At 62.4% G+C, this 23194-nt stretch carries 14 protein-coding genes and 2 pseudogenes; 4 read left to right on the top strand and 12 right to left on the bottom strand.

All coding sequences use genetic code 11. The annotated features are described in order from the left end of the window. Both ACZ9HU_RS21755 and ACZ9HU_RS21750 read left to right on the top strand, forming a co-directional pair. Positions 1-192 (top strand): annotated as a pseudogene (locus tag ACZ9HU_RS21755) (DUF1622 domain-containing protein); the annotation flags it as partial. Positions 193-206: 14 nt separating this feature from the next. After that, positions 207-647, top strand: coding sequence for a four-helix bundle copper-binding protein (locus tag ACZ9HU_RS21750; protein WP_476107980.1), 441 nt, complete (start codon positions 207-209; stop codon positions 645-647). Positions 648-722: 75 nt separating this feature from the next. On the opposite strand, the gene ACZ9HU_RS21745 is transcribed toward ACZ9HU_RS21750, so the two are convergent. From ACZ9HU_RS21745 to ACZ9HU_RS21700, 10 genes and pseudogenes are all read right to left on the bottom strand, one after another. Then, entirely contained in the window at positions 723-1469 is a 747-nt protein-coding gene (locus ACZ9HU_RS21745) for an HAD-IIB family hydrolase (protein WP_009824013.1), read from the bottom strand. Further along, the gene (locus ACZ9HU_RS21740; protein ID WP_202807666.1) at positions 1402-1587 is read right to left on the bottom strand and encodes a hypothetical protein; all 186 of its coding nucleotides are present in this window, start codon (positions 1585-1587) and stop codon (positions 1402-1404) included. Before ACZ9HU_RS21740 ends, ACZ9HU_RS21745 begins: the two co-directional genes overlap by 68 nt. Beyond that, entirely contained in the window at positions 1571-1765 is a 195-nt protein-coding gene (locus ACZ9HU_RS21735) for a hypothetical protein (RefSeq protein WP_476107981.1), read from the bottom strand. Before ACZ9HU_RS21735 ends, ACZ9HU_RS21740 begins: the two co-directional genes overlap by 17 nt. 34 nt (positions 1766-1799) lie before the next feature. Beyond that, the gene (gene zwf / locus ACZ9HU_RS21730; RefSeq protein WP_476107979.1) at positions 1800-3236 is read right to left on the bottom strand and encodes a glucose-6-phosphate dehydrogenase; all 1437 of its coding nucleotides are present in this window, start codon (positions 3234-3236) and stop codon (positions 1800-1802) included. Between the two features lie 6 nt (positions 3237-3242). Further along, positions 3243-4229, bottom strand: a complete 987-nt coding sequence (gene gnd / locus ACZ9HU_RS21725) for a phosphogluconate dehydrogenase (NAD(+)-dependent, decarboxylating) (protein WP_476107978.1) — start codon at positions 4227-4229, stop codon at positions 3243-3245. Positions 4230-4244: 15 nt separating this feature from the next. Then, positions 4245-5906 carry a hypothetical protein gene (locus tag ACZ9HU_RS21720; protein WP_231735484.1) on the bottom strand — a complete coding sequence of 554 codons (1662 nt, stop codon included), beginning with the start codon at positions 5904-5906 and terminating at the stop codon, positions 4245-4247. 4 nt (positions 5907-5910) lie between these two features. Further along, a complete protein-coding gene (gene tal, locus ACZ9HU_RS21715; protein WP_176342091.1) occupies positions 5911-7041 on the bottom strand; it encodes a transaldolase in 1131 nt (376 codons plus the stop codon). A gap of 12 nt (positions 7042-7053) precedes the next feature. Further along, positions 7054-9114, bottom strand: a pseudogene (gene tkt, locus ACZ9HU_RS21710) (transketolase); the annotation flags it as partial. A 35-nt stretch (positions 9115-9149) separates the two neighbouring features. Beyond that, on the bottom strand, positions 9150-17579 hold the full coding sequence (locus tag ACZ9HU_RS21705) for a GH36-type glycosyl hydrolase domain-containing protein (RefSeq protein ID WP_476107977.1): 8430 nt from the start codon (positions 17577-17579) through the stop codon (positions 9150-9152). Between the two features lie 2 nt (positions 17580-17581). After that, positions 17582-18592, bottom strand: a complete 1011-nt coding sequence (locus ACZ9HU_RS21700) for a universal stress protein (protein WP_476107976.1) — start codon at positions 18590-18592, stop codon at positions 17582-17584. Positions 18593-19162: 570 nt separating this feature from the next. Here ACZ9HU_RS21700 and ACZ9HU_RS21695 point away from each other — a divergent pair. Continuing rightward, entirely contained in the window at positions 19163-19609 is a 447-nt protein-coding gene (locus tag ACZ9HU_RS21695; protein WP_476107975.1) for a hypothetical protein, read from the top strand. Positions 19610-19752: 143 nt separating this feature from the next. Here ACZ9HU_RS21695 and ACZ9HU_RS21690 read toward each other — a convergent pair whose 3' ends face one another. Together ACZ9HU_RS21690 and ACZ9HU_RS21685 are read right to left on the bottom strand one after the other, a co-directional pair. After that, entirely contained in the window at positions 19753-21219 is a 1467-nt protein-coding gene (locus ACZ9HU_RS21690) for a multicopper oxidase family protein (protein WP_476107974.1), read from the bottom strand. 622 nt (positions 21220-21841) lie between these two features. After that, a complete protein-coding gene (locus ACZ9HU_RS21685; protein WP_279728146.1) occupies positions 21842-22063 on the bottom strand; it encodes a hypothetical protein in 222 nt (73 codons plus the stop codon). 398 nt (positions 22064-22461) lie between these two features. On the opposite strand from ACZ9HU_RS21685, the gene ACZ9HU_RS21680 reads away from it, so the two are divergent. Next, positions 22462-22872, top strand: a complete 411-nt coding sequence (locus ACZ9HU_RS21680) for a hypothetical protein (RefSeq protein WP_476107973.1) — start codon at positions 22462-22464, stop codon at positions 22870-22872. The last annotated feature ends 322 nt before the right edge of the window (positions 22873-23194 follow it).

Raw genomic sequence — 23194 nt, 5'->3', positions numbered from 1 at the left:
CTCGACGATCTCATCGTGCTGGCCGGGCTTGTGCTGGTGCGGACCTTCCTGAGCATCTCGCTCGGGGTCGAGATCAACGGCCACTGGCCCTGGGAGGAAACCCGGATGGCGCGGGACAAGGCGCGTGCGGCGCAGGATGGGACGCCTGCGACGCCCGTGGTCGCCGGATGCGGCACAGCGCTCAAGGGATAGCAGATGGGAGGTGCATGATGATCGAGAGACGCGAATTGCTGATGGCTGGCGCCGGCCTTGCCGCCGCTGGAACGCTGGCTGTGCCGGCGGCGGGGCAGCAGCATCGAATGGAAGGGATGGCGATGTCGATGACGGACTGCATCGACGATTGCGTGGCTTCGCACCGCATGTGCCTGGAGACCGCCGCCTGGCTGACCAAGCAAGGCGGCGCGTCAGCCACGGCGCCGCTGATCGCCATGCTGAACGACTGTGCGGAACTGTGCCAGGCGACCGCCAACTCGATGCTGCGCGAATCCCCCCTCCATACCATCCTGTGTCGTGCCTGCGCTGACGCCTGCGAACGATGTGCGCGGGAATGCCTGAGCCACGTCGTGGACGAGCGGATGAAGCGTTGCTCGGCTACCTGCAAGGACTGCGCCGCCAGCTGTCGGATGATGGCGGACATGGCGAGCTGAGTTTCCTCGGACAGGCCCAGGCGTAGTGGGGTCAAGCAGAGCCGGCACCATTGAAGCGATCCGGCGGTAGCGCATCTAGACCAGCCAGGCAGCGATCGCGCCAACCACCGACTTGGTTTCGGCAACGTCGCGGACTCGCACGGTATCCAGCCCGAGGTGCTTGGCCGGATAATCATTTCCGCCCGGGAAGATCGCGTCACCGAAGAAGATCATCTCGTCGAGTGCGACGCCGGTCTGCTCGGAAAGGCGCTTAAGGCCATAGGCCTTGTCTATGCCTTCGCGGGTGATGTCGATCGATGTCGCCCCGCCGATATTGATGGCAAAGCCTGGCAGCAACGGCTGGAGCAGGGCCTGCAATTTCTTGCGCTTGGCGTGATCCGGATCCCACGTGTCCTTGGCCTCGAGCGGCGCCTGCTGACCGAGCGCGGAGAATGTGATCTGGCTGCCGCGATCCTCGATCTGCTCGCCCCAGATGTTCTCGTTTGCATAGCCCGCCTGCTCGACCGCCTTGGTCAGTGCTTCGCGGATGCGCTGGCTTTCGTCGCCGGTGAACAGATCGGCATAGATACGCGTCCATTGGCCGTCGGCGTGACGATAGAGCTTGGTGCCCGTGGTCGGCTGGATGATGAAATTGTCGAGCCGCGCCCGGGCAGGCATGCGTGACACCACCTGTTTCTCGAATTGCGGCCAGTCGCCTCCGGAGATGATCGCTACCATCGTCACGTCGAGCAGGCGGGTAAGCAGATCCGCCATCTCATCGTCGAGCGGCTGCTTGCTGAGCGCGAGCGTTCCGTCGAGGTCGAAAGCGGCCAGTCGCTTCATGATGATCTCCCACAAGCGGCAGCAGAAATGCGTCGATGGCATCGGCGATGCCATCTTTGTCGTTGCTGGTTGAAATGTAGTGCGCTGCGCTACGGATCTCCTCAGGCGTCTTGCCCATGGCGATCGATAGCCCGGTGAGCACGAGCAAAGGGCAGGTCATTGGGCATGTGGCCGAGCGCCCGCGCCAGGGCATCGACGCCAGCTCGCTTGTTGGCATAGGAGTTGGTGACGTCCAGATAGTAGGTCCGCGACCGGGCAGTCGTCGCCGACGCCAGGCTCTTGTCCTTGCGAACCAAAGTCCGTCGATGTCGGAGATGACGAGGCCAAGCATCATTGGCCGATCCTGTGCCAGAAGCGGCCATCGCGTTCGAGTAGGGCATCTGCGCCGGCCGGGCCGGCGCTGCCTGGTGCATAGGATTCAAGCCTGCCCTTGCCCTTGGCCCAGTCATCGAGGATCGGCTGGACCGCGGCCCAGCCCGCCTCGATCTGCTCGGCGCGCTGGAACAATGTCTGGTCACCGGTCATCATGTCATAGAGCAAGGTTTCGTAGCCGGTCCGGCCCGACAGCTTGAAGTGGTCGGCATAAGTGAAATCGAGCGTTGTCCCTGCGGTCTTGATCACTGGACCCGGTTTCTTGACCAGCATGTCTAAGACGATGCTTTCGTCCGGCTGCAGCTGGAAGATCAGGCGATTGGCTGGCAGGCGGTCGATCGGACAATCGCGGAATAAAGCGTAGGGCACTGCCTTGAACGTGACGACGATCTCCGTATCGCGCGCTGCCAGCGCCTTGCCGGTGCGCAGGTAGAAGGGCACGCCGGCCCAGCGCCAGGTGTCGACTTCCAGCTTCAGTGCGACATAAGTCTCGGTCCTGCTGTCGGCAGCGACATCCGGGACCTTACGATAGGCCGGCACGTTGCGGCTGCCGACACGGCCCTTGCCATATTGGCCGCGCACTGCGCAGACTGCGGTGGGCTTGCGGATCGCGCGCAACACCTTGGCCTTTTCGTCGCGGATCGCGTCGGCATCGAAGCTGTTGGGCGGCTCCATCGCGATCATCGCCAGCAGCTGGAACAGATGGTTGGGGACCATGTCGCGGAGCGCGCCGGTTGCATCGTAGAAAGATCCGCGCGATCCGACCTCGACCGTCTCGGCGGCGGTGATCTGGACATGGTCGATATAGCGATTGTTCCACACCGCTTCGAACCATTGGTTGGCGAAGCGCGCGACCAGGATGTTCTGGACAGTTTCCTTTCCCAGGAAATGGTCGAGCCGGTAGATCTGGCTTTCCGGGAGCAAGGCGAGGATTCGGGCGTCAAGCGCCTTGGCCGAGGCGAGGTCGTGGCCGAACGGCTTTTCGATCGCGACGCGGCGGAACCGACTGCCCGCTTCCGCCATCAGGCCTTTGGCGGCAAGCTTTTCGACGATGGCGCCGAAGAATTGCGCCGGCGTGGCAAGGTAGAAGACCGCGCTTCGGTCGCCCAACGCCTGGGCGACATCGTCGAACACCCGGTCTGCGGTGAAATCGCCCTGGAGGTAGGCGATGCGCTTGCGCAGATCACGCCAGCAATCGCCCTCGGTCGCGAACTTATCCAGGCTGGCGCGCAACGTCTCGTCATCGCCATCGCTGCGGCCGATGCCGAGGATGGTGAATTCCTTTCCCAGCAATCCGTCGGTGCACAGATTGGTGACGGCGGGGACCAGCAGGCGGCGGGTCAGGTCCCCGGTCGCGCCGAAAATGACCAGAGTGGCGGGTGGGGCCGTCTTCATGGGAGCCTACTGCGGCATTTCGGTATGGCCGCCGAAGCCGAAGCGCATCGCCGACAGCACCTGGTCGCCGAACGTATGTTCGACGCGGCTGCGATAGCGCGCGAACAAGGCGGCCGAGAGGACGTAGGCGGGCACCGCTTCCTCCATCGCCGCCTCAATCGTCCAATGGCCTTCGCCCGAATCCGCCACGGTGCCGGTAAACTGGGCGAGCATCTGATCCTTGGCGAGCGCCGACGCGGTCAGGTCGAGCAGCCAGGAGGAGATGACCGATCCGCGGCGCCACACCTCGGCAATGTCGGTGAGGTTGAGATCGAAGCGCTCATCCTCAGGAAGCTTGTCGGATTTCTTCGACTTCAGGATGTCGAAGCCCTCGGCATAGGCCTGCATCAAACCATATTCGATGCCGTTGTGGACCATCTTGACGAAGTGGCCGGCGCCAGGCGGGCCGGCATGGATGTAGCCGAGCTCGGCGCGCGCATCCTCGCCTTCCTGCTCCATCCGATTGGGCGTGGGGGGGATCGTCCCTCGGCCCGGTGCCATCGTCTTAAAGATCGGATCGAGGTAGTCGACCACCTCCGTCTCGCCGCCGATCATCATGCAATAGCCGCGTTCGAGTCCCCAGACGCCGCCCGACGTGCCGATGTCGACATAGGCGACTTGCTTCGCCACGCAGAGCTTCGCGCGGCGGATATCGTCCTTGTAGAAGCTGTTGCCGCCGTCGATGATGATGTCGCCGGGCAGGGACTTTTCGAGCAGGGCGGTGATCGTATCCTCGGTCGGAGGACCCGCCGGGAGCATCACCCAGAAGATGGCGCGCTCGGCGAGCTTGCCGCGCAGATCGTCGAGCCCGGTCGCGCCGACCGCGCCTTCCTTGACCAGATCGTCGATCAGATGCTGGTTGCGATCGAAGACGACCGCTTCATGTCCGCCGCGCAACAGGCGACGGACGATATTGCCGCCCATGCGCCCCAGTCCGATCATCGCGATACGCATTTATGCTGATCCCCTTCAATTCTGTAGCGAACGCGCCACCAATGTTTCGAGGGTATTGAGATCCCCTGTGTTGAGATGAATGCGCAAGGTGCGCTGCCCGCGCGCGGCGAGCACGTCGAGATCGCCACGCGCCTGCGCGAGCTGGACCGTGCCGAAGCTTGCCTTGCGTCCGGGCACCGGTACGTCCGGGTTCGGCGTCCGCGTGATCTCGACGAACACGCCGCTCTTCGGACCGCCTTTGTAGGCCTGGCCGGTCGAATGGAGGAAACGGGGGCCGAAGCCGGCGACGGTCGCGACGCCTTTCGCCTCGACCACCTTTTCGCGCATCCGTGCCACGGCGGCTTCATGTTCGGCGTTACGCTCGAGATAGACGAGGAAGCCGACATAGTCGCCGGGCTCGGCGCTGGCGAAATGATCGCGCAATATCTCGACCGGGTTGGTCGCAGCGAAAGTGTGATCGCCCGGTGCGGAAAAGGCCATCACCGCATCCTGGAGGAACGGGGATTCGGGGGCGAGCGCACCCGATTCCTCATATTTGTCGATCAGCTCGCGCGTCGCGATCTTGGCATCCTCAACATCGGGCTGGTCGAACGGATCGATCCCGATCACCGCGCCGGCAAACGCCGTCGCCACTTCCCAGCGGAAGAATTCCTGGCCGATATGCTCCTTTGACGGCAGCGTGATGCGTATCACCGGCTGGCCCGCGGCGACCAAGAAATGGGCCTGCTCGATGACGTCGGACGCATCGTCGCCATCGAGCGTCAGCAAGGCGAACAGGCGGTCCGTACCATAATCCTCGGCCGGCGCGGACGGCTCCAGATCGACGGGAACGATTCCCTTGCCGTGCTTGCCGGTGGATTCGGCGATGAGCTGTTCCAGCCAGGCGCCGATCGGCTCGAGGCCGGGGCTGGTCAGGATGGTGAGTTTGTCGCGGCCCGATATCGCCGCCTCGCCCATGATCGCGCCGAGGATCAGGCCGGGATTGGCGGTGTCGCCCTTGCACGCCTCGACCAGAGGCTGGGTCGCGGCGAAAAAGGCTTCGACGTCGATCCCCATCATCGCTGCCGGCACCATGCCGAACACGGACAGGACCGAATAGCGCCCGCCAATCGCCGGATCGCCGAGGAAGATGGCGTGATAGCCATGGTCCTTGGCCAGCTTTTCGAGCTTCGATCCCGGATCGGTCACCGCGACGAAGCGGTCGCCATCCTTGCCGGACAATTCCCAGAAATAAGCCCGCAGCAGTTCGGGCTCCATCGTCGATCCGGACTTGGAGGCGACGAGGAACAGGGCTTCCTTCGGATCGATCTTTGCGGCGACGCTGCCGATCTGGCCCGGATCGGTCGAATCGAGCGCGTGGACGGTCGGAAAACCGGGCGCCGGGCCGATGATCTCGCTCAGCACTTCGGGGCCAAGGCTCGATCCGCCCATGCCGAGCAGGACGACATCCTTATGCCCGCGCGCCTTGTCGGCGATCGCCTTCAGCTGGGCGAAATCGACCTGCTTGCCTTCACCGGCAGCGAGCCAGCCGACCCATTTGGCTTCGTCGCCGTTGGTCCAGAGTGACGCGTCGGCGGCCCACAGCCGCGTACCCCATTTCTCCGCCGCCGCCGTCTTGAGCCTGGCATCGACCGCGTGGCGCAGCGGCTCGGGCAGGTCGGCGTGGAAATGGTTCATGCGCTTAGGCCTCCGCTTTGGCTTTCTTCGCCTCGATCGCGCCGAGCAGCGTGTCGGCCGCGTCGGCGAACAGTTTGACGCCATCTTCGACCAGCTTGGCGGTGACGCCGGACAGATCGAGCCCGAGCCGGTCGGTCTCGGCCAGGACATGTTCAGCCCCCGGCACGTCCGCGGTCAGCGTCTGCTTGAGCGTGCCGTGATCCCGGAACGCGTCCATCGTCTTGGGCGGAATGGTGTTGACCGTATCGGGGCCGATCAGCGCGTCGATATAGAGCGTGTCGGGAAAGGACGGATCCTTCGTGCCCGTCGATGCCCAAAGCAGCCGCTGCGGCATCGCGCCTTCGGCGGCCAGCTTCTTCCACCGGTCCGACTTCACGAAGTCGAGATACCATTGGTAAGCGAGCTTGGCGTTGGCGATAGCGACCTTGCCGCGCACCGCCTTGAGCGCGTCGGCATCCTTGTCGCCGGCGGCGACACGCTCGTCGATCTTCTTGTCGATCGCGCTGTCGATGCGGCTGACGAAGAAGCTGGCGACGCTGGCGATGCGATCGATCGTCTCGCCCTTGGTGAGCCGCGCCTCGAGCCCTTCGACGAAGGCCATCGCCACGGCGATGTAGGCCTCACGCGCAAACAACAAGGTGACGTTGATGCTGATCCCGTCCTCGATCAGCTGGCGGATCGCCGGGACGCCGGCCCTGGTGCCCGGCACCTTGATCATCAGGTTCGGGCGATCGACCATCTTCGAGAGCCGCCGCGCCTCGGCGATCGTCTTGTCGGTATCGTTGGCGAGATAGGGCGAGACCTCGAGGCTGACATAGCCGTCCTTGCCGTCCAGCCGGTCGAACACCGGACGCAGCGTGTCGCAGGCATCCTGGATGTCCTTGATCGCCAGCGCTTCGTAGGTTTCGACCACCGATGCGCCCGGATTGGCGGTGACGAACGCCTTGTACTGATCGTCATAGGCGGTGCCCTGGCCCATCGCCTTCTCGAAGATCGACGGGTTCGAGGTGACGCCGGTCAGGCCGTCCTCCTCGACAAGCTTCCGGAGGCCGCCTTCCTTGAGGAAGGAGCGATCGACGAAATCGAGCCAGGGTGCCTGCCCCGATTCCTGGAGCTGCTTCAACAGACTCGTCATGGGGCAGGCCTTTCCGATCAGTTCGCGAGCGACCTTGACGAGATTGTCGACGGTGAAACCGAATTTGTCCTGCAGTTTCGTGGCAGGGGCCGAGGCGCCGAAGGTCGACATGGCGATCGTCCGTCCTTTCGAGCCGACATAGCGATCCCAGCCGATCTCGCCGCCCATTTCGACTGCGAGACGTGCCTCGACTCCGGGGGTCAGGACACTGTCCTTGTAGGCCTGATCCTGTAGTTCGAAGAGATGCCAGCTCGGCATCGATACGACGCGTGCCTTGACGCCGGCTTCGGTCAGTCTCTCGTACGCCGACACCACCAGGCCGACTTCGCTGCCCGTGCCGATCAGGATGATTTCAGGCTTGTCGTCGCCGGCGAGGACATAGGCGCCCTTCAGCAGCCCTTCGGCGCCGGCATATTTGCCGCGGTCGAGCGTCGGGATCGCCTGGCGCGAGAAGACCAGGGCGGTCGGGCGGTTGCTTTTGCTCAGCGCCGCACGCCAAGCCCAGGCGACCTCGTTGGCGTCGCATGGTCGGATCATGTCGAGGCCGGGTGTGGCGCGCAGCATGGTCAGCTGCTCGATCGGCTGGTGGGTCGGCCCGTCCTCGCCGACGCCGATCGAATCGTGGGTGAAGATGAAGGTGACGCCCAGCTCCATCAGCGCCGCCAGGCGGACCGGCGGGCGCATATAATCGAGGAAGATGAAAAAGGTCGCCGAATAGGGACGCAGGTGCGACAGGGCCAAGCCGTTGACCACCGAACCCATCGCATGTTCGCGCACGCCGAAGTGGAGATTGCGGCCGGCATAGCTGCTCGCCTGGAACGATCCCGCGCCTTCGATCAGGGTCTTTGTCGAGGGGGCAAGATCGGCCGAGCCGCCGACCAGCCAGGGCAGGTTGGGCGCGATCGCGTTGAGCACCTTGCCGCCGGCATCGCGGGTCGCGATGCCTTTTTCGTCGGCGGGGAAGGTCGGGATGGCGGCATCCCAGCCGTCGGGAAGCCGGTCGGCAAAGATCGCCTCGAGCTCCTTGGCCAGGGCGGGTTCGGCCTGCGCATAGCGTTCGCGCATCGCCAGCCATTCGGCACGCAGCGGCTTGCCGCGCCCGGCAATGGCGCCTCCGAAATGCTCGGGCACGCCGTCGGGAACGAGGAAGGACGAATCCTCGGGCCAGCCATAGGCTTTCTTGGTGCCGCGTATGTCATCGCCGGTCATCGCCTCGCCATGCGCCTTGGCGGTTCCGGCGATCGAGCTGCCATAGCCGATAATCGAATGGACCACGATCATCGTCGGCCTGTCGGTGGTCGCCTTGAAGCTTTCGATCGCCGCGGCGACCGCCTTGGTATCGTTGGCGTCGTCCACATGGATGACGTGCCAACCATAAGCGTCGAAGCGCTGGCCGACATCCTCGTCGAAGGCGAGTTCAGTGCCGCCCTCGATCGTCACATGGTTCGAATCGTAGATCCAGCAGAGGTTGGAGAGCTTCAGGTGGCCGGCCAGGCTCGCCGCCTCGCTCGCGACGCCTTCCATCATGCAGCCGTCGCCGGCGAGGCAGTAGACGTCATGGTCGAAGATCGGGAAACCGTCGCGATTGTAGCGCGCCGCGAGCCAGCGCTCGGCAATCGCCATGCCGACCGAATTGCCGCAGCCCTGGCCGAGCGGTCCAGTAGTCGTCTCGACGCCCGTGGTGTGGCGATATTCGGGGTGACCCGGCGTCTTCGAGCCGATCTGGCGGAAATCCTTGATGTCCTGCAGGCTCACCGCCGGTTTGCCGGTCAGCCTGCCGTCCTTGTCGATCTCCTTGACTGCGGCGAGATGCAGCAGGGAGTAAAGCAGCATCGACGCATGGCCGACCGACAGGACGAAGCGGTCGCGGTTGGGCCAATCCGGCGCGTCGGGATCGGTGCGCAGGAATTGCGACCAGAGCGTATAGCCGACCGGTGCCAGGGCCATCGGCGTGCCGATATGACCCGATTTCGCGGCGTGGACCGCATCCATCGACAAGGTGCGGATCGTGTCGATCGCCAGCCGTTCCGGGCTGCCGTCCCCATGCAGGGTAGAAGCGGGGATGGTCGACATGAGAATCCTTTCGTATTGCCGTTGTCGAATCAACGTCAGGCCTTTAGCGGAACCCGCACGAGCACAATCCGCGTCGCGCCGTCGTGGGGAAAGCAAACCCCGGGTTCTCGCAGGAGCTTGCCGTCAACGGTAATTTCCTCCCCGTCACCTTCAAGAGACGGGTCCGTTTCGATCGTTATCTGGATAGCTCCGTCGGCGCGCCGAAGCGTCAATTCCGCTTTGTGCCAGTTTTTCGGCATTGCTGGACGTATCTGTATTTTGCCGCCAATTAAGCGAACGCCCAGAATTTCTTCAACGGCCAGCCGCCATGTCCAACCTGCGGCGCCTGTATACCAAGTCCAGCCGCCGCGGCCGAGATGGGGTGCCACACCGGCGATGTCGCCCGCGACAGCATATGGCTCGGTTCGATAATGCTCTGCGCCTTCGCGTGTCGAACTGTGCGTTATCGGGCTAATTCGGTCGAACAGTGATTTGGCCACGTCGCCGTCGCGTATCCGTGCGAACGCGATCGCGAGCCACGTTGCCGCATGGGTATATTGCCCGCCATTCTCCCGGACGCCAGGCGGATAGGCCTTGATATAGCCCGGCTCGCGCGGCGTGTGGTCGAAGGGGGGATCGAGCAGGCGTATGAGGGCATCATCGTTGCGTACTAGGTAGCGCCTGGCCGACGCGAGCGCCGTTCTGGCTCGCTCCGGATCTGCAGCATTTGAGAGAACGGACCAGGATTGAGCGATGGAATCGATGCGACATTCCTGCTCCTCGGATGTGCCCCAAGGCCTGCCGTCGTCATCAAAGGCGCGCAGATACCACTCGCCATCCCAGCCAGACTGCTCGACCGCTGCGGCGAGCGCTTCGACACGCGCTCCCCAGCGATCACGAAACTCGGTTTGCCGCTCATCGACGCAGTGCAGTGTGAAGTTCCGGATAGTTGCGATGAGGAACCAGGCCAGCCATATGCTCTCGCCGCGCCCCCGCTCGCCGACCCGGTCCATGCCGTCATTCCAATCCCCGCTGCCGATCAGGGGAAGGCCGTGAGCTCCGAGGCGATAGGCATGGGCAAGCGCGCGGTCGCAGTGAACGAACAGCGATTGCTTATAGTCGGTAACTTCAAATCGGGCGTAACGATCGGCCTCGCCGGCCGCGAGCGGCGGCGCTCTCAGAAATGGAATTTCTTCGTCCAGAATGGATTTGTCGCCGGTCGCCTCGACATAGTGCGCGACGGCATAAGGAAGCCAGACGAGATCGTCGGAGCAGCGGGTTCGGACCCCGCGGTCCGAAGGCGGGTGCCACCAATGGAGCACGTCGCCCTCTTCGAATTGGTGTGCAGCGGCGGCGAGGATATGTTGCCGCGTTGCGTTCGGATCGACCTGGATCTGGGCAAGGACGTCCTGGAGCTGATCGCGAAATCCGAACGCGCCGCTGGCCTGATAGAAACCGGCGCGAGCGCGCACGCGGGCACTTAGCGATTGGTGAGGCAGCCACCGGTTGACCATCAGGTCGAAGGCAGGATCGGGTGTCTTGACCTGAACCTTTTCCAACCGATCGGCCCAGTCCGCTACGCGAACCCGGGCAGCAGTCTCGATGATGGACGGCGATTGCCAATGCCGGATAAGTTGGATTGCGTGCTCGAGGTTATCACCCTGGCCGAGGATGAAACAAACTTCGACGGTTCCTTCAGGGGGGATATCGAGATGCACCTGGAGGGCGCCGCAGCAATCGTCGCCGGCAGAATCCTGGCGGTTGCCCAGATCCCAGTTGAGCAGGCCGAGCGGTCGGGTCGGGTCGGCAATAACACCGTGGAAATCGCGGCGTGAGGTAGTGAAGCTATGAACGGCCTGGGTCGTGGCAAGAAAGGCAACGCGATCGCCGAACTCGTCCGTCCAGGAATTGCGTGCGAGAATTGCATGGGAGGCCGGGTCATAGCGCGACGTGCGAAAAGGGGCTTGCTCGCCCCTCACCGCGCCCAGGAGCCATTCTGCATAGTAGGTCGCCGTGATCCGGCGCGAGCGTGGCGTTTGATTGCGTAGGCGCAGACGCACCAGTTTTACCGGATCGTCGATTGGCACGAAGGTCGACAGCTCCTGCTCCAGGCCTTCGCTGTGGCGGTGCCATATGGTCCGATCGGGACTATGATGAATGCGGCACGCGGAGCCGCCGCCCGATGGCAAGGGTGTCGGGGTCCAGAGCCGCCCGTTCTCCTCGTCGCGCAGATAGAGCCGTTCACCTTGGGGATCCTCGACGGGATCATTGAACCAGGGCGTGAGCCTGTTCTCGCCGCTGTTGATCGCCCAGGCGAAGCCAAGCCCGGCCTCAGTAACGATCGTGCCGAACGCGTCGTTAGCCAGGACATTGGACCACGGAGCCGGGGTGGGCGCGTCGGGCTCTAGGTTGATCACATAGTCGCCAGTATCAGGCGCAAAGCCGCCCCAGCCGTTGTCGAAGAGGATATCTACGGACCGCGGCACGGGTGCGGAGGTGGCTGGCGGCACGTTGGTGCCGACTGGGGCAAACGGCGGGCCGGGGTGCGGAGGTTGATCTACCCGGGCGAGTTGGTCGGCAAGCGTGACGCCGTCGTCTTCAAGGATCAGCTTGGCGGCCTGCTCGAGGAGCGCCACGCGCTCGTGATCGGAGGAGCTGACGCCCACTAGGTGGATGCCGCCATGGGTGCCAAGGCGTTCCTGCGCGCCGGCGTCTCTCAGGACTTCCAGAAGGCGCTCGCGGACGGGTTCGACGTAACCTGAGGTGCCCTCGTGGACGATCGCGAGATCGAAGAGGATGCCGCGCTGGTGGCCGAGCCAATGCGCAGCGAGAACGAAGCGGAGCATACCGGTCTGTTCCGCGGTGCCGGCGCGCAGCATCACGATGGGATGATCGCCTGAAATACCAAGCGACCAGAGATCGACCTGCCGGAAGAGCCGTTCACCTCCGGGTGCAGGGCTTGTGCGGGCAGTAAAAAGATGGGAAAGGAAGGCCTGTACCTGAGGTACGAACTGTGGCTGTAGGCCCAGGTCGTGCATCTCGCGCGCTTTTGCCGCGATGGAATCGCTAACCACCCAATCCAGCGCGGACAACGTTGCATAGCGGTCGGCCAGGTCTAGCGCCGACTGACGCGATCCCGCCGCGATCGTGACAAAAGCGAGTTCGCGGCGCCCGTGCGGCGGCAGCATGACCTTTGCCCTGATCGCGCAGATCGGATCGAGCGACCAGCCCAATGCGCCAATCGGAGGCTCCTCTTTCATCGCGGCAGGATGCGTGACGTTGCCATGGCGACCGATGAAGGCTCTTCGATCAGCCTCAAGTCCGAGCAAGGCGACTCCTTCGTCATCTCCGATTATGCGAATCAGCAAAACCGGAGGCCGCTCGTCGGGATTGCGCGGTCGGCGCGTGAACACGAGTCCATCGCCTCCGGGCAAGGTTTCAGCGCCCACGAACAGCTTGCTGAAAGCAGGATGCCGAGCGGCATCCTGGGGTGGGGCGAGCACCACCTGGACGTAGCCCGTCAGTTCGATTGTCCGGGCACTATCCTCCTCATTGACGAGCGCGATGCGTCTGATTTCGAGATCGTCGCCATGGGCAACGTTGACTAGCGTCGAGATCGACAGACCGCGCGAACGCTGACGGAATTCGACCTGATGGGCATGAAACATGACCTCCGGCGGCTCGCCGATGGCGGGGAATGGCCCCCCTGTTGCGGACCAGAAATCCCCTTGATCGAGATCATGCAGATAGAGCCAGAAGCCTGCGTGGTCATCTGCAGGTTCGATGCGGGTAAGTGCATGCTGATTCCAGCTTAGACCCCCGGCGCCGTCCGTGCGGATTCGGCTCGAAAGCCGGCCGTTGCCGAGGATGTGCCAAGCATGCTGCCCCGACGGTCGGTCTGGCGACCAACTGTGCAGTGCCGGGATGTTCCCTTCGGCGTGAGCGGGCGGGTCGCGAACCTCTACTCGTGCAATTTCTGGCGGAAGCTCCCACGGTATGCGTTCGTTGAGCAGGAGATCGACGGTGCCGACGTAAGGGTCCGCATGGAACCAGCGCACTAGCATGTTGTCGCACAGTGCATTTCCCAGCGCGGCGAGACTCATGCCATGGTGGTGCGCCATGTACGAGCGGACGATAGCGAACCGCTCGCCCGCCGGCACGCGGGCCGGCGTGAAATCGGCGGCTTCGAAGAAGCCGAACCGTCCAATTAACCTCTGCTCGGCCAGCAGCTTGAGGTTGATTGTCGCAAGTGCTGGCCGGATCATGAGCGCAAGCGCCGTTGCGTAGGGGCTCACGACGAGGTCGTGGCCGAGGCCACGTTGAAGTCCGAGGGCAGGGACGCCGAAGGCGTGATAGCGATAGACGCGATCAGACCCCATCGAGGCGAATGACGATTCGGAGATTCCCCAAGGGATTTTGTGCGATTTGCCGAAGGCGGCCTGGATGCTGACGGCTGTTCGGTCGCTCATACCAAGCAGCGTGCCGGGATCGCTGTGCAAGAAGATGTTCGGCATCAGATATTCGAACATCGAGCCATTCCAGGACAGCAGCGCAAGCCCGGCCTCCTGTTTCGTGATGGGGCGACCGAGGTGGAACCAGTGGGAAGGATCGATATCGCCCTTCGCAATGGCGAAGAAGCTGGCGAGCCGTGCTTCGCTGGCGAGGAGATCGTAGTGATGCGCGTCTATGCGGTCGGCGCTGACGTTGTAGCCGATGTGAAAGAGCCGGCTACCTTCATCAAGCAGAAGTGAAAAGTCCATCGCGTGCGCACTGACGTTGGCCCGGCGGGCAAGGCTGTCGAAGCGACCATGAAGCTCGCGCGAGACGGCCTGCCCTTCGGCGATGGCAGCCAGCATCTTGTCGACCCATTGACGGGCCGCGTCGGATAATCCGCCTTCCTTGGTCGCGCTGAGCAGGCTGATGACGTGCGCGGTGCGCGAATCGGATGGCGTCGCCGAGCCGCCAGCCATGAAATCGGCGACCTTGGCTGCGGTTTCCGCGCAGTCTGCGGGATGGTCGGTTATAACTTCCCACCACGGGCAGAAAACCTGCAAATCGCGACGTATCCCGGACACGTGATGCTCGAGCCGCTCGAGCCAGACTTGCACTTCGCGCAAGATGCCGACGTCGGCTTCGGCAACGCTCGCGGCCATCACGCCCACCTGCTCGCGCAGTCTCGGCAAGTCGGCCGAAATGAGATCGTCGATCCCCCTGAGCCATTCGCGCTCATCGTCCGAAACCCGCTTCACCGTCTCGCCCACGGTAGCCAGGATCACACCGGCCGTTGAGCCCGCTTCGGTCCCGATAGACCGGATCGCCTGGGAGAGCAGCCCGATAATATCTTCTAGGCCTTGCCAGAGCTCGCTGCCTACCGGCGGTGCCCTCCCAGCATCTCGAAGAGCCTGGGCAACGGTAATCAGGCTGACGGCAAGATTGCCGCTGTCGACCGTGGAAATGTAACGTGGCTCAAGGGGAGCGAGCGTCCTGGTATCATACCAGTTGAGAATGTGGCCGCGGTAGCGTTCGAGCCGGTCAAGCGTATCGAACGTGTCGCCAAGACGGGTAGCCAGCTCATTGAGACCGATATGCCCAAGCCGCCACGCTGTCAGGATCGACACCATCAACATGCCGATGTTGGTAGGCGACGTTCGGTGAGCGGTGTCCTCGTCGGGCGGCTCCTGGTAGTTGTCGGGAGGCAGCCAATTGTCCTCAGGTCGGACGAAGGTTTCAAAAAAAAGCCAGGTGCGCCGAGCGACGAGTCTGAGAAATCTCCTGTCTGCTTCGGTAAGCGCCTCGATCGGTGGTCTACGCGGGCGGCTGATCCAAACCGCGATCTCGGGTGCGAAGAACCAGAGCAGCAATAGCGGCGCCGCGACAGGCATCGATCCCGGCGTATAAGCGAGTAATGCGCCGGCTATAAGCACCGCAAGAAGGGGCGAGCTCCACATGTCGCGCCACGCCGCTAATCGCGGATGGCGCGCCGCGTTTCGCGTGGCCATATGAGCGGCAGAGGTCCATTCGAGCCGCCGCCGCCCCGATTGCAGCCGCCAGATCGTGAGGGCTATGGCGTGCAGCGCGATGTATGCGTCGCTGACAAGGAAGGCGATGGCTAAAATCCAGCGCCCGAGATGATCCGTGAGGCGCCGCAGGACGCGCTGCATGACACCGCGACGGCGGCCCTGAGCGAAGCCCGTTACGAGATCGGTAAAAAGATAAGCCCCGGGCGCGACGATCGCGAGCAGTGTCCAGACCCAGGGTCGACCGTGAAACAGGAACCAACCGCCTAGGAGCAAGGCAACGATGCTGGCGGGTACCAGACTGCGCCTTAGATTGTCGAAGATCTTGAGCCTGTCGAACCACCCAAGCCGATTGCGCAGCCATCGGCCGTCACGCCCTGGGACAAAGGGAAACAGCCAGGGCAGGATTTGCCAATCACCCCGCACCCAGCGGTGCCAGCGCGCGGAAAAGTCGAGATACCCGGTCGGAAAGCGCTCGTAGACAATGACGTCGCTAACGAGCGCCGCGCGCCCATGAAGCCCCTCGAACAGGTCATGGCTAAGCAAAGCATTCTCTGGGACACGGCCCTCCAGACTCCGTTCGAATGCCGCCACATCGTAGAGGCCTTTGCCCACAAATACGCCGGTGCCCAGAAGGTCCTGGTACACGTCGGAAACCGCGCGAGAGTAGATGTCGATCATAGTATCGCCGCCGTAGAGGCGAGCGAACAGGGATTGTTCGGGGCCCTCCGGCGCTAGTTCAACGCGAGGTTGAAGGATAGTGTAGCCTCGTTCCACAATGCCGGTGTCGGGGGCAAAATGAGCCCGATTGAGTGGATGGGCGAGAGTGCCGACCAGACGGCGCACCACACCACCCGGAAGTCTGGTATCTGCGTCTGCCGTCAGTACGAAGCGGCATCGCCGCAGCCTTTCCACCTTGCCGGTGGTCAAATGGAATGCAGTGGCGTCGCCGCGCAGGATATAGGCGTTGAACTGCTCCAGCTTACCGCGCTTGCGCTCCCAGCCCATCCAACAGCCCTGCGCCTCGTTGAAGAGGCGCGGTCGGTGGAGCAGATGAAAAGGTCCATTGCCCCTTGCGTCCTTGTAGCGGGCATTCAATTCTTCGATGCCTCGTACCAGCATCTGCTCGATCTCATCGTCGCCCGAAACCCTGGCGGTTGCGGCATCGGCAAGGTCGGTCAGGAGAACGAACTCCAGCGCTTCATCAGGGTTGGCTAGGCGATGCGCCTCAAGTCGCTCAAGAAGGGGAGCGATGTCGGAGGTCCGAGCGACGAGAACGGGGATTGCGATGGCCGTCGCACAATCTCCGGGAATTCCTTTCTTGAATTCCAGCTTGGGAAGAACGCATGGAGGAACGATTTGCGTGACCATCCAATTCACAAAGGTGATGCTGAGGATGGAAGCGGGCAGCAGCGTCAGCGCGATACACAGCAGCCAGGATAAGGGAGACGGTCCGGTCGAGGACATGTATGCTGCAGGAACTGCAGAGGCCGCGATACCGGCAAACACCAGCGCGGTCGCGTAAAGCATACCCTTATGACGCAATATGCGCCGCAGCATCGAACGGGGTGTCCAGGGGCGGGGATCGAGTGCATCCGTGAAAGCAGGCAGGCCGGCATCGATGAGCCAATAACCTACATGCCCTGAGGGGGCCTCTTCACTACTTTGACACTGCCGCAGAGCGCGCTGGGCAACCTCTCGCTCTAGGAGGCCGGATCGCGCTGCGAGCCGTTCTACCGCGTGACGATATTGGTCGCGAGTAGCGAAATCCATGCGCGGATAAATCCCTGCAGGATCACGCTTCAGAACCGCCTCGACCTGGCTGGTTCTGTCGAAGAAGTCGTTCCATTGGATAGTCGCGATCACGGCAAGATTGGCTATGCCGCGTGCCACGCACTCCGTGTTGTCGAATCCTCCGGTCGCGACGTCGGGAGAGTCCGTTAGTGCAAAAGGGGGAGCGACTTGAGGAAAAAGCTGGGTGAAACCCGTAACGATCATTTCAAGACAAACGATACGCAGCATCGTAGGAATCGCCCAGGTTTCAGCGATGCTGAGCGGCATCTTATTCTGATATCGAACGACGAATTCGACAGCCGAGGACAGTGAGACTTGCAGGTGAGACGCCAGAAGCAGAGACTGCGCGACTTGATGGGCGCGCGGTCGCCTGAGGCCGTCTTCAGCAAGACCGGGAAGTTTCGCGTAGAAAGCCTTCGGAAGACCCTCACCAATTTGCAGGATCGCGCGCTGGATCTGATAGTCGTTGTCGAGTAGCCATTCAGCTGCGGCGCTGCCGCGTTGGTCGGCTTGCGTGGCTGCCTGGCGGGCTCGAGCCAGCCAGTCTTTCATGGCGTCGAGATGCGCCCAGATGGGAAGAGGCGCTGAGCGACCGATCAATCCTGTCAGCTGATGTCGTGTGGCGGTCTCGTCGGCCGCCCCCGAAATAGGGTCGGTCCCCTCAATATCGGCCATGATCAGGCTTGGGCGGCGAGGGGTAGCCGGAGGCAATTATGCCCTACGGCGATCTGCGCTTTTCCCGAGCGAATTGTCGCAGGCGTTACGAGCATTGGTACATTGCAATGCGTCATCAGGTAGGAGGCGACCGTTCCATAGGGTACGTCGGAAACATGCCGATGGCTGTGGCCGCGCGCGGACAGGACGGCAATATCGGCCCTCTCGCGCTGAATAAGATCGCACAGCACCTCGCGTACATCCTCGCCACGGATCGAAATCGTACGTATTCGTAGACCGGACGCCGAGAGGTTGGATTTCGTTCGATCCAGGTAGCTGCGTGCTGCTTGCTCATTTCGCTCTATAAGGGCTTGTTGAAGCTTCCTGTCCTCGACTTCCAGGGGCCGTGCCTCGATCATCTCGGGCGTAGGGACGACATGGACGAGCAGGAGTTCCGCTTCCGAGGCCTTCGCAAGACGCACAGCTAGGGGCAGCACGCTCTCAGCCCAGCGAGAGCCGTCAAGCGGCACCACAACCCTTCTGTAGGGCGCTGCCGGAAGCGGGGCCTCTACCGGTACGAGCAGAACTGGGGCCGGCGTCTGCATGAGCACCTTGTGCACGGTTGCCCCCATGCCCGGGCGACCGGCCTCTTGCCTGCCTCGTCTTCCCAGAACGACCATGCCGTCGTCGCACTCTCGGACAAAGCGGCAAATTTCCTCCGCGGTTTGGCCTTCGGCCAATTCGATGGAGGTTTTGGTTGGAGGTGCGCTGGTCGCGGCGGCGCATCGATCGAGGGCGCGCAGGGCTTCGCGCCGCCGGAGGTTACATTCAATCGGGTCCGGACGAGAGCGCGTCGAGCCCTCGCCGTCAAGTACTTGTAGCAGGGTAATAGGGACGTCGAGCGTTATCGCGAGCGCACGAGCGTGTGAGTAGATCCACGCATCATGATCGGAGCAATCGATACAGGCGACAATCCCGGACTGCGGTCGGGGGGACGCCTGCGCCAGAGCTGGAAATGCTGAAGCGGCTGACATCAAATGCTCCTCTTGCCTTGGATCTCCATCGAATTCGTGGCGGCTAGGACAGCGGGAACAACCGGCATTTCGGCCTGGCGTCCCCTCCACGACTCGAACCTGCTCTGACCCTATCTGGGGGGAACGACCCGCGAAATTGTGATATATACGAATGGCGATCGGTCGGTTGACTGGGGCGCAAGAGCATCAGAACCGAAAACCGGTCGCTTGCGATTAGTACATCGGGCGGGCCTATATGCCTCCGCCTCGCCACCCGGCTTGAACGTCCAAACCAACATGTCGGGATAGAATGAAGGTCACCGGGCCACCTTTTCCTCGTCCGGAAGCGAACTCGTCGCCCCCGTTACCGCTCATGTGGTTGCTCGCTTGCACTGCGCATGAGACGATCACCGTCATCCCAAGTTCTGCGCCGGCGGCCTTGTCCTGGGCGATCTGCGATCAGATGCCATCGCAGGCGTCCCTTCTGTCTAGCGACAAATACGCATTACCACCGGCAGATGGTCTGCATAGTCTGCCCAGGGCAACCAACGAAGCTCTCAGCGGAGTGAGTGTGGATCGGAAGGGAACAGTATGACGATCGCGCTTAACGGGTTATATCGATGCTGGCTGCTCACTTTCACACGATGGTCGTGTTCCATCTGGGCGATTTTCGCCGCGCTCACTGTGCCAACGCTACCTTCGCCGGCCAGGGTCGTTCCCGCAGGGGAAGATACCTCGACCACCAAGCTCGCGGGTGTCTGGTCATTTGATGGCCGATCCGGCTGTAAGTCGGGGATGGCCTGGGTTCTTAATCGCAACGGATCTTACAGCGAAATCCGATTGCCTGACCAGACGCCGCTTGGCGGAGGAAAGTGGTATGAACGCGGCGATACCATCTATTACTCATTGCCGCGAGTACTGACAGCGGCCGCGGGACGGCCCGACAAGCGTATGGTCATTATAGAGCGCGGCCCGCGGCGCCTGGTGGCCGTGACGAACCGCAGGGTTCGTCATGTGATGCACAAGTGTCCGGGATGATCGAATGCCTTCGATCGAGATGTGCGAAACGTTCTGGCCCCAGCCCGAAAAGGGAACAAAAACGAGAGTGGAGTTCGAAGTCATACGTCGAGCATTGCCCCCTTATTGGCATATGCGGGATTTCGATTCTTGAGTTGTTCCCACTACGTCACGGAAAACTGACCCATCATGCCTTCGTCCTCGTGCTCCAGGATATGGCAATGGAACAGGAAGGGCGCTTTTGAAGCAGGCTGGTCGAAACGGATTAATAACTCGACCGGTTCGTCCACGACGATGGTGTCACGTGGCCCCTGATCAAGAAGATCTGGTTCCTCGCCATCGCGACGTAGCACGTCGAAGTGCACTCCGTGAATGTGGAAGGGATGGGCCATTTTCTGCCCGGAGACTTTCCATATCTCGACGGCGCCAAGCTCGACTTCCTCATCGATGCGATCAATATCGAATCGCCTGTGGTTGATCGTTAGCGGCTCTTCGTCGCTATCCATCATACCTCCCAGCCTCATGTTGAGCACCAGACGTCGCCGTGCGACGACCGTCGCCGGATCTGGCACCGCGCGGGACGCCAGGAGGAGCGGAAGCGTGGTGCTACCTCGCTTACTCGATGCCAAGCGCGGTGAAAATGTGAGGACAGTTTCATTCCCTGCGTTGTTTTCGCTAGCCTCGTGCCGATGCATCATGCTCATGCCATGCATCCTGAGGGTGCTTTGGTCCGGAGCCGATACCAACGAGACCGGTTTGCCATCGCTGAAGTCCACCAAGATCTCAGCCCGCTGACCGGAGGCCAGAGTGAGGGACTGCAATTCAACGGACTTTTCCAAAAGGCCGCCCTCGGTGCCGATCCAATAAAAGGCTCGTCCGTCGCTGAACGAAAGATCGTAAGTCCGGGCATTCGAACCATTTACAAGCCGCAGCCGCACTAAGCTTCTGGGAACGTCTGCTCGCGGGTTGTACGCGCCGTTTACGAGAATAACGTTGCCTCGCCTCCCGTCCAGCGCCACCATCATGCCCGCCGGTAACACCAGACGGCCATCCACGAACTGCCGATCCTGGATCAAGATTGGTAGATCGTCGACGCCATAATCCGAAGGCAAACCGAGACCTTGCTCTTCCTCGTCGGTGACGAAGAGCAATCCCGCTAGGCCTGCATAGACCTGCTCCGCCGTTTGGCCATGTGCATGCGAATGATAAAAGAGAGTGGCCGCCGGCTGACGGATCGGCAGCGTCGGACGCCAAGTCTCGCCTGGACTAATGGTCTGGTGGGGGCTGCCGTCCAGCTCTCCCGGTACGAGCAGCCCGTGCCAGTGAACCGTGGTATCAGCAGACAGATTGTTGCTGACAGTCACCGTCACGTCGTCCCCGCGATGTACCCGCAGAGTCGGGCCGAGATAGCTGCCGTTGTATCCCATGGTGGCGCTCCGCCGCCCTGGGAAGAAAGTGGTTTCCCCTTCCTGCGCCCTCAGTCCAATTCTCTGCCCATGGTCGCGTGCATCTAACAGGCGAGGAATGGGCAGCGTGCCTGCTTGGTCCGGCGTCGCAAATCTGCGCGTGCATGCCGCCCCCAGCAGGAGGCCTCCGCCCGCCAAGAGAGTTCGCCGGCTCAGAAAAGTCATTTCGAAGCCCCTCCTGAGCAATCGTGAAACTGACGCAAACGCGCTTTTCTCGATCCCGATGAGATCCACCGAGGCGAAGCGCCGCTCTTCCCTTAAAGGGCGCGCGGGAGGGCAATATCCGTAATACCCGAACCGATCGCTTTTGTGCCCGCCCCCTCTGGGAAGACAAAATTGCCCTTCTAAGCTGGTTGCGGCCCTCGCCAGTTGATCAATAATCAGCCAGGCGAGCGTTCAATCACTGCGGCACCGATCCGAGCGAGCGTCTATTGCGACAATTTAGCCTGGGCCAGTGCGAGTGGCTGGTTCGGCGGTGGGCCTTGCCACGATCGCGCCGAAGCAAAAGCGGCGTGCGATTTACGTTTCGCTGTTCGCCACTGCAGCAGGCGGCGTCGCTTTCCAGTGCTCGGGCTAGGCGGAGGCTTTGATGGCCGCCGTCTTCGGTCATCCGCGCCCAGCTTTTGCTAGTAGCCGAACTAAAGCTGACATTGCAGGCTGACCGCCAGCTTCGCAAATTACGTATACTGCCACCTCCAGGCCGATACCATCTCAACGGCAAGCTCCCTGGGGAGCGAGAATCGACCGGGCATGTGTCCGGTCGAACTGAAACTCAGACTTGAAGGAATCATATTTGCGCAAGAAAGCAGCGATTATCGCTTCGCTCGCAGCCTTTGGCGTCCTTGCCGTCGGCGCCGGGCCAGTTCTCGCCGATGGGATGCCGCCGGGCATGCCCGACCTTGAACAGACGCTCAAGGCGAAGCCGGCGCCGGCTCGGTCCGACACGGCCCAGATGCAAGGAATGCGACACCGCGAAGTGCGGATGCACGGTGAGATGATGCAGGACCATCGGATCGCTATGCGGGAGATGGGGACCCAGGACGGAGCCTCCCGCATGTTGCATAGGTCGCGGGGCGGTTGCTGACCCTGCAATTAAGCCAGCTCCGACCACGAGGCGGGGTGGCCAACGACCGTGGCCTGGTTCAACCGCAGCTTTGGCCCGCCGTTCTCCCACGGCGGGCCAATTGGTTTTTGCACTTCGCTGCCGGCCGCCATCAAGCGGGATCATGAATTGGCTTGACCTTGGACCATGGTCCACCCCGCACGATCCCGCGCATGCTTGTCGCGATCAAAAGCGGATTCGTAAGTTACGTATACAGACTGCGTCTCGCTAGCAGCATTGAAGCTTCGGAATTGCCGGGATCGGAACGTCGATCGGGCAACAGGACGAACACTCGGAGACCCTCAATGCGACAGACGACATTTCGCGCGGCGACCATCAGCCTCTTCGTGACGCTAACCTTCGCCGCCGGCACCGCTCTCGCCCAGTCGACGCCCGCGCAGACTGCGCCGGCCCATGCCCACCAGCAGGGCATGGATCATGGCGGGCAGCAGATGCACGATCAGATGATGAAGGATCATCAGGCCGGCGCGCAGAAGCAGCAGGGGAAACCGGCCCAGCAGGATCAACAGGGCATGTCGGGGATGGCCGGCATGTCCGGCGGGTCGCCTGCATCGAACGGCTCGGGCATGGCCGGTAAGGCGAAGAGTGGCTGCTGCAAGATGCCGATGAAGAAGGCCAAGCCGGCCGCGAAGAAGAAGACCGCCAAGCCCATGGCCGACAAGCCCATGGCCGACAAGCCGATGAGCGACATGTGACGTTTCCAGCCCCGATAAAACACCCCCCCCGGGGCTGAGGGCCCGCCGCCGCCCCCGCGGCGGGCCAGTTCTTTGACGATGCCCAGCGTCGCCCCGTGCTCCCGGCCTTCAAAGCCGGGTCCGAGCGTCTGACGTGACAGAGGAAACAGTGATGCGAAAACATCTTGGCGTCGGTGCTGCTGTTGGCTTTCTGCTCTTTGGCAGCACGCCGCTCCTCGCACAGGGTATCGGCCATCGCTTGCTCATGCGCGGCAAGATCGTCCGTATGGATGCGGTCGGCACCGTTGCCTGCCTGGGCAAGTCCGATGGCGCACACATCGGG

This window comes from Novosphingobium sp. Sphag1I (assembly GCF_056279125.1).
Note: the sequence above shows the minus strand (reverse complement) of the source record. Positions and strands in the feature narration are given on the sequence as shown.